The organism is Weizmannia acidilactici, from assembly GCF_008974185.1.
Lineage (GTDB): Bacteria > Bacillota > Bacilli > Bacillales > Bacillaceae_C > Weizmannia > Weizmannia acidilactici.
In genome coordinates this window covers 64900-71528 of record NZ_BKZP01000017.1, presented here as the reverse complement: position 1 = coordinate 71528, position 6629 = coordinate 64900, and the positions used below count along the sequence as shown (strand labels likewise).

At 46.1% G+C, this 6629-nt stretch carries 6 protein-coding genes; 5 read left to right on the top strand and 1 reads right to left on the bottom strand.

The features are described 5' to 3' along the window. Positions 1-308: 308 nt before the first annotated feature. From uraA to BpJC4_RS09115, 3 genes are all read left to right on the top strand, one after another. A complete protein-coding gene (uraA, locus tag BpJC4_RS09125) occupies positions 309-1589 on the top strand; it encodes a uracil permease (protein ID WP_151681202.1) in 1281 nt (426 codons plus the stop codon). A 350-nt stretch (positions 1590-1939) separates the two neighbouring features. Continuing rightward, positions 1940-2356: a YjdF family protein gene (locus tag BpJC4_RS09120; protein ID WP_151681203.1), complete on the top strand. Its 417-nt coding sequence runs from the start codon at positions 1940-1942 to the stop codon at positions 2354-2356. 135 nt (positions 2357-2491) lie between these two features. Continuing rightward, positions 2492-3007 (top strand): DinB family protein, encoded by a 516-nt coding sequence (locus BpJC4_RS09115; RefSeq protein WP_151681204.1) that lies wholly within the window; start codon positions 2492-2494, stop codon positions 3005-3007. A gap of 52 nt (positions 3008-3059) precedes the next feature. Here the strand turns inward: BpJC4_RS09115 and poxB are convergent, their stop codons facing one another. Further along, a complete protein-coding gene (gene poxB / locus BpJC4_RS09110; RefSeq protein WP_151681205.1) occupies positions 3060-4784 on the bottom strand; it encodes a ubiquinone-dependent pyruvate dehydrogenase in 1725 nt (574 codons plus the stop codon). 441 nt (positions 4785-5225) lie between these two features. Between poxB and deoC the strand changes: the two genes are divergently transcribed. Together deoC and rpiA are read left to right on the top strand one after the other, a co-directional pair. Then, positions 5226-5930 carry a deoxyribose-phosphate aldolase gene (gene deoC / locus BpJC4_RS09105; RefSeq protein ID WP_172967476.1) on the top strand — a complete coding sequence of 235 codons (705 nt, stop codon included), beginning with the start codon at positions 5226-5228 and terminating at the stop codon, positions 5928-5930. 15 nt (positions 5931-5945) lie between these two features. Then, positions 5946-6623 (top strand): ribose 5-phosphate isomerase A, encoded by a 678-nt coding sequence (gene rpiA, locus BpJC4_RS09100; RefSeq protein WP_151681207.1) that lies wholly within the window; start codon positions 5946-5948, stop codon positions 6621-6623. The last annotated feature ends 6 nt before the right edge of the window (positions 6624-6629 follow it).

Below are 6629 nucleotides of genomic sequence, written 5' to 3'. Positions count from 1 at the left end.
GCGGTAGCCGAAAGTGTACCCGATATTTAAACAGTGTCGAGAAAAACTTGACACATACCCTGTTTAAAAAAGAATTGACAAACCCCTGTGAAACTGCCATAATAGCTAAGAAAAGATGAATATTTACCTTTAAAAACAGTCCCGTGAGGCTGGCAAGGTTCCGGATAAATGTGTGCATGCCTGCACCTTGCCTTACTTTGGGCAAGGTGCTTTATTTATGCAAAAAGGGCATTCATCAAAAAAGAAACAAAAGGCTTTTCCGGAAATTCGTATCTTAAAATTTTCATATTACATGAGGGGAGAAAAACATGGAACAGCACGAAATTCAAGTCGACCAAAAACTGCCGTTTCTCAAAAGCCTGCCGCTGAGTTTCCAGCATTTGTTTGCGATGTTCGGTTCAACGGTCCTCGTCCCTGTATTGTTTAAAGTCGATCCTGCGACTATTTTATTAATGAACGGAATCGGGACGCTGCTTTATATCTTCATTACAAAAGGGAAAATCCCGGCTTATCTCGGGTCCAGCTTTGCTTTCATTTCACCGGTTTTCGCAGTACTGGCAAAATATTCGGGCATCCACGGCTACAGCTATGCATTGGGCGGCTTCCTGTTTGTCGGCATTATCCTTGTGCTTGTTGCACTCATTATTAAGCTGGCCGGAACCGCCTGGCTCGATGTTGTCTTCCCGCCTGCCGCAATGGGCGCGATCGTGGCCGTTATCGGGCTTCAGCTTGTCCCGACTGCAGCACAGATGGCGGGTCTTGTTAATTCTGATGCATCCGTAAAAAACTGGAGCCCGGATCCGCAGACGATTACCGTTTCGCTATTGACGCTGGCGATAACGGTCGTCTGCTGGGTTACACTACGCGGTTTTTTAAAAATCATCCCGATCCTAATCGGCATTATATGCGGCTACCTGATTTCTTTGGCGTTCGGCATCGTTGATCTCTCGGCCGTCCATAAAGCGGCCTGGATTTCTTTGCCGACTTACTACCCGATTCAATTCAACTGGTCCGACATTATGATCATTATTCCGGCGGCGCTCGTCATCATTCCGGAACATATCGGTCATTTAATCGTGACGGGCAATATTGTCAAAAAGGATTTGACAAAAGAGCCGGGCCTTGACCGGTCATTGATGGGGAACGGGATTTCCACCATCATCTCCAGTTTTGTCGGCGCGACGCCAAATACGACTTACGGTGAAAATATCGGGGTGCTCGCCATTACGCGCGTATATTCGACATGGGTAATCGGCGGAGCTGCGGTGATTGCCATTATCCTTTCCTTCTGCGGGAAACTCGCGGCGCTGATTTCGTCGATTCCGCAGCCGGTGATGGGCGGTATTTCCCTGCTGTTGTTCGGTGTCATTGCGGCAAGCGGTTTGCGGATGCTCGTGGAACAAAAAGTGGACTACGGAAAATCGCAAAATCTAATTTTGACCTGTGTTGTTTTGGCTGTTGGCTTAAGCGGCGCAACAATCAATATCGGTACTGCCTCTTTAAGCGGAATGGGCCTCGCAACCGTCGTCGCCATCATCTTAAGCCTCTTCTTTAAGCTGCTGAATATCTTTAAATTGGCAAATGAATGAACACACGGGGATGTCTCGAAAGTCAGTATCTGACCAGGGGACATCCCTTAAGTTTTTATTACCCTTTCATGTTTTACCATCAACTAAAAAATGCCCTGGTTTCCGGAATGCTGTCAGCTATGGTGCTGGCTGTTTGCCCGGACCGGTTGAGGGAATACTCCCGGCAAAAAAGTCCCAATTATAAAAATTTTTACTGGCATCTATTTGGTTCGTTTTGAAATCTTGATATAATAGCTGAGGAACGTAAAAACACAGTTTGGTTGGTAGTCCAAACGCATTAATGAAATGCCAGTAACCTTCCCCCCCTCGGGATGTCCATCGTTCCTTCTTTATTTAAGAGGGGGATTTATATGAAGTTAACTGTTGTTTTTTACGAAGAACCGTTTTGGGTGGGCGTGATTGAATTCGTTGAAGGTGAAAATCACTTAAAGGCCGGCCGGTTCGTGTTTGGCAATGAGCCAAAAGACGAGGAGATTCTTGATTTTGTCCATAATCATTTAGCTGATTTCATTCAAAAGCTTACACAAAGCGTAGCATTGGAAGGAAGCTACAAAAGGAAGGTCAATCCAAAACGCCTTGCGCGCCAAGTTTCGAAGGAAATGAAAACTAAAGGCGTCTCTACCTACGCGCAACAGGCTATTCAAATGGAGTACGAAAAAAGAAAACAAGAGAAGAAGAGGATTTATCGGGAGAAAAAAGAAAAAAAGAAGAAGCTCAAAAGAGAAATAAAAAAGAAAAAAGCAAAAGAAAAACATCGCGGGCATTAAACAAGGCTACAGGGTGCTTTATTCATCTTAGGAATGAGGCGCCTATTTTTGTAATTAAAAGTTCAGCTTTTGCCAATATTCACGGAAATTATATTATAATTGTACCATTCCGTTATGAAGAAAGGATGAGGAGCAATGCCAAACCGGCCGGATCCAACCGAGTATGCGGCTTACTATGCAGCATATGTAAGCCTTGTACCTGATGGAGCCATTACTGAAATTTTAGAAACACAAATCCATAATACTGTTAGCTTATTGAAAAAAATATCAGAAGAACAGGCCTCATACCGTTATGCACCGGGAAAATGGAGCATGAAGCAAGTAGTGGGGCATATGGCAGATACAGAACGTATCATGGCTTACCGGCTGCTCAGCATTGCCCGCGGGGAAACCGTGTCACTCCCGGGATTTGACCAGGATCTTTATGTGGCCAATGCAGCATTTGACGAACAGCCATTTGCTGATTTGATTGATCACTTCGCAGCTGTCCGGCAAGCCACTTTGCATCTGCTCAAAGGGCTGGATGGAAATGCCTGGATGCGGAAAGGAACCGCCAATGAAGCGGAGATGACCGTGCGGGGGATCGCTTATGTCATCGCAGGGCATGAGCTTCATCACATAAAAGTGCTGAAAGAAAAATATCTCCGTTAGAAACATGACAAAAGCCCGGCTCCATTTCGGATACCGGGCCTTTTTCTGATGCTTATCGGATCAAATTCGTTTTCGCCAATTCAATCAGCTCATTACCGCGGCCGTTTAAGACGGCTTTCAGCATCCAGAGCGTAAAGCCGTGCGCCTGTTCATACGTAATTTTCGGCGGCAAGGACAATTCCTGGCGGTTTACGGCAACGTCAATAATGGCAGGACCGTCATGTTCAAATGCTTCGCGCAACGCCCCTTCAAGATCAGCCGGGTCTTCCACACGGATCCCTTTCATTTCCATCGCTTCGGCAATGGCTGCGAAGTTCGGGCTGTCAAGGCCTGTTCCGGTTTCCGGATAACCGGCTGCTTTCATTTCCAGTTCAACGAAGCTTAATGCCGTGTTGTTAAATACAACCGCTTTAACCGGCAATTTATGCTGGCGGAGTGTTAAAAGGTCACCCATTAACATGGATAATCCGCCGTCGCCGCAAAGCGCAACAACCTGCCGGCCCGGCTGCGCAATGGCCGCACCGATCGCCTGCGGAAGCGCATTGGCCATCGTCCCGTGGTTAAACGAACCGAGCAAACGCCGTTTACCGTTCATCTGCAAATAACGCGCTGCCCATAAAGTCGGCGTGCCGACATCGCAGGTGAACACAGCATCCTCGTCCGCCAAATCACTTACAAGTTTTGTTAAATATTGCGGGTGGATCGGTTTGCGCCCTGGTTTGCCCACTGCAAGCTCATCAAGACCTTCCCTTACTTTCTGGTAGGCTTTGACATGTTTATCCAGGTGCTTGCTGTTATTCTTTTCTTCAATCAATGGGAGTAAAGCTTCAACAGTGTCTTTTACATCCCCGACAACCCCGAGTGTAAGCGGGGTACGGCGGCCTAAATGTTCAGAACGGATATCCACCTGCAGGACTTTCGCATTTTTCGGATAGAATTGGCGGTACGGGAAGTCCGTTCCAAGCATAAGAAGCGTATCGCATTCCATCATCGCGTCATAGCCGGAAGAATACCCGATCAAGCCTGTCAAACCGGCGTAGTAAGGATTATCATATTCCAAAAATTCTTTTCCGCGCAAAGCTACAACCATCGGAGATTTCAGCTTGTTGCACAGTTCCATGATTTGGTCATGGGCGCCTGCACAGCCTGCACCGCAAAGCAGCGTAACTTTTTTGCCTTCATTTAAATAGGCAGCCAGTCGATTGAGATCTTCATCCGACGGCCTGACAACCGGTTTTGCCACATGGACCGGAACTTCAGGAACAGCCGCATTGTCGTCCAAACCGGCAACATCGCCAGGAAGAACGAGTACCGAAACACCTTGTTTTGCAATTGCCTGCTGCATTGCCATATTGACCATCAGCGGCATTTGTTCCGGGCGCTGTACAGTTTCAACAAAATGGGCACAGTCTTTGAAAATCAGTTCAGGGCGCGTTTGTTGGAAATATTCGCTCCCGATTTCGCTGCTCGGAATATGGGCAGCAATCGCCAGCACCGGAATGCGCGACCGGTTGCAATCATAAAGGCCGTTGATCAAATGAAGGTTTCCCGGGCCGCTGCTACCTGCGCAAACCGCAATGCTGTTATTGAGCAAAGAATCAGCGCCGGCCGCAAAAGCTGCAACTTCTTCGTGGCGCACACCAATCCACTCGATCCGGCCCGAACGCCTTACTGAGTCGAGCACCGCGTTCAGCGAATCCCCAACAATCCCGTAAATTCTTTTCACACCTGCATTTAATAATGAATCAATCAGCAAATCTGCAATTGTTTTTGCCATGTTTTATCCCCTTCTGTCGTAATGTTCTAGAAAATCCCCAAACAGCTGACTAAAAATTTCCTTTCCTTCATTTGTGCACCAAAAGCTTTTTCAAATCCCTTCTTTCCCGTTAGTTTTCCTCCCGGATGCAAAATTAAACAATTTTCCGGACATGTCCGCACAAACTGTTATAGTATGAATACAAACTGTACTATAATGGTCACAAAAAGTTCACATTTATATATTAAACCTATAATCATAGTAAAAACAAGGTTTTTGCACTTAAAAATAAACAAATTAACTTAAATACACAAAACTGTATTAGTCAATATTTAATAAATATTAGTACACATTTTTAAAGCGGTTGCATTTTTTCTCCTGATACCACAAAATAGACAAAACCGGCACGCCCCGTTTACGTTATGATAAAAATAGACATTTCCAAAGAAAGGAATGAAAAAAATGACGGTCTACACGATTGACCAGCTGGCCCAAATGATTGACCATACGAATTTAAAACCGTACGCAGACGGAACGACGATGAAAAAACTTTGTGATGAAGCGCGCCAGTACCATTTTAAAATGGTCGCCATCAACTCCGTCCAAACCGCCCTCTGCAAAACATTTTTGCAAGGCACGGATATCCATGTCGGGGCGGCCATTTCGTTTCCGCTCGGGCAAACGACAATAGAAACGAAAGCTTTTGAAACATCTGATGCGATTGAAGACGGCGCGGATGAAATCGACTATGTCGTCAATCTCTCTGAACTGAAAAACAAAAATTACCGCTACATCGAAAAAGAGATGGAAACCATTGTCGGCATTTGCAAGCAGGAAGGCGTCATCTCGAAGGTCATTTTTGAAAATTGCTACTTGGAAAAACATGAAATTGAAATGCTCGCTCGGATCGCTAAAAAGGTAAAACCGGACTTTATTAAAACATCAACCGGATTCGGCACAGGCGGGGCAAACATAGACGACGTCCGGCTGATGAAAGAAATCGTCGGGGATGAAATAAAAGTAAAAGCAGCCGGCGGGATACGGGATGCCGAAACTTTCCTGGCCATGATTGAAGCCGGGGCCGAGCGGATCGGCACAAGTTCGGGCGTCCAGATTATCAACAGCCTGCAGGAAAAAGCCGAAAATGGTATCATTACAATCGGTTAAAGGAGGACGGATTCCATGGATGGAGCAGAAATGAAAAAAAACTGTGCCAAAGCAGCTTTGGGTTATATTCAAAACAACACAGTAATAGGCCTTGGTGGTGGCAGCACCATTTCACACCTGATTGATTTGATTCGGATAGAAAAACTCGATGTCAGAGTTGTTACGCCTTCTTTCCAAACAAAAATGCGCTGCCTGGAAAAGGGGCTGCATGTTATCCCGACTTTTTCGGTGGACCGCATTGCTATTGCTTTTGACGGGTGCGACGAAGTGGATGCACAGCTCCATGCCTTAAAAAGCGGCGGCGGCATCCATACGAAAGAAAAATTAATCGGTACCATGGCAGACACATACATATTGCTCGCAGACGAAAGCAAATTTGCAGAAACGCTGGCTTTTAAGCACCCAGTCTGCCTTGAGATTTTAGAAGATGCGCTTTCGTATGTTGAAAAGGAAGTCCGCGTGCTCGGCGGGGAACCTTGTTTGAGGCGAAGCAATGCAAAAGACGGTATTACCGTATCGGATTACGGACACCTACTCATGGATGTCCGGTTTTCGAATGTTCAAAACATTAAGCAGCTTGACCATGATTTGAATCATATCGCGGGCGTCGTGGACACCTCTTTGTTCGTCGGTGTAGCCAATAAAGCGCTGATTGCAGGGGAATCCGGCATCCGCGTTGTCGAAAAGCTGTAATATCCT

Coding starts and splice junctions, on each gene's coding strand:
- uraA (WP_151681202.1), top strand. CDS start 309: ATGGAACAGCACGAAATTCAAGTCGACCAAAAACTGCCGTTTCTCAAA.
- BpJC4_RS09120 (WP_151681203.1), top strand. CDS start 1,940: ATGAAGTTAACTGTTGTTTTTTACGAAGAACCGTTTTGGGTGGGCGTG.
- BpJC4_RS09115 (WP_151681204.1), top strand. CDS start 2,492: ATGCCAAACCGGCCGGATCCAACCGAGTATGCGGCTTACTATGCAGCA.
- poxB (WP_151681205.1), bottom strand. CDS start 4,784: ATGGCAAAAACAATTGCAGATTTGCTGATTGATTCATTATTAAATGCA.
- deoC (WP_172967476.1), top strand. CDS start 5,226: ATGACGGTCTACACGATTGACCAGCTGGCCCAAATGATTGACCATACG.
- rpiA (WP_151681207.1), top strand. CDS start 5,946: ATGGATGGAGCAGAAATGAAAAAAAACTGTGCCAAAGCAGCTTTGGGT.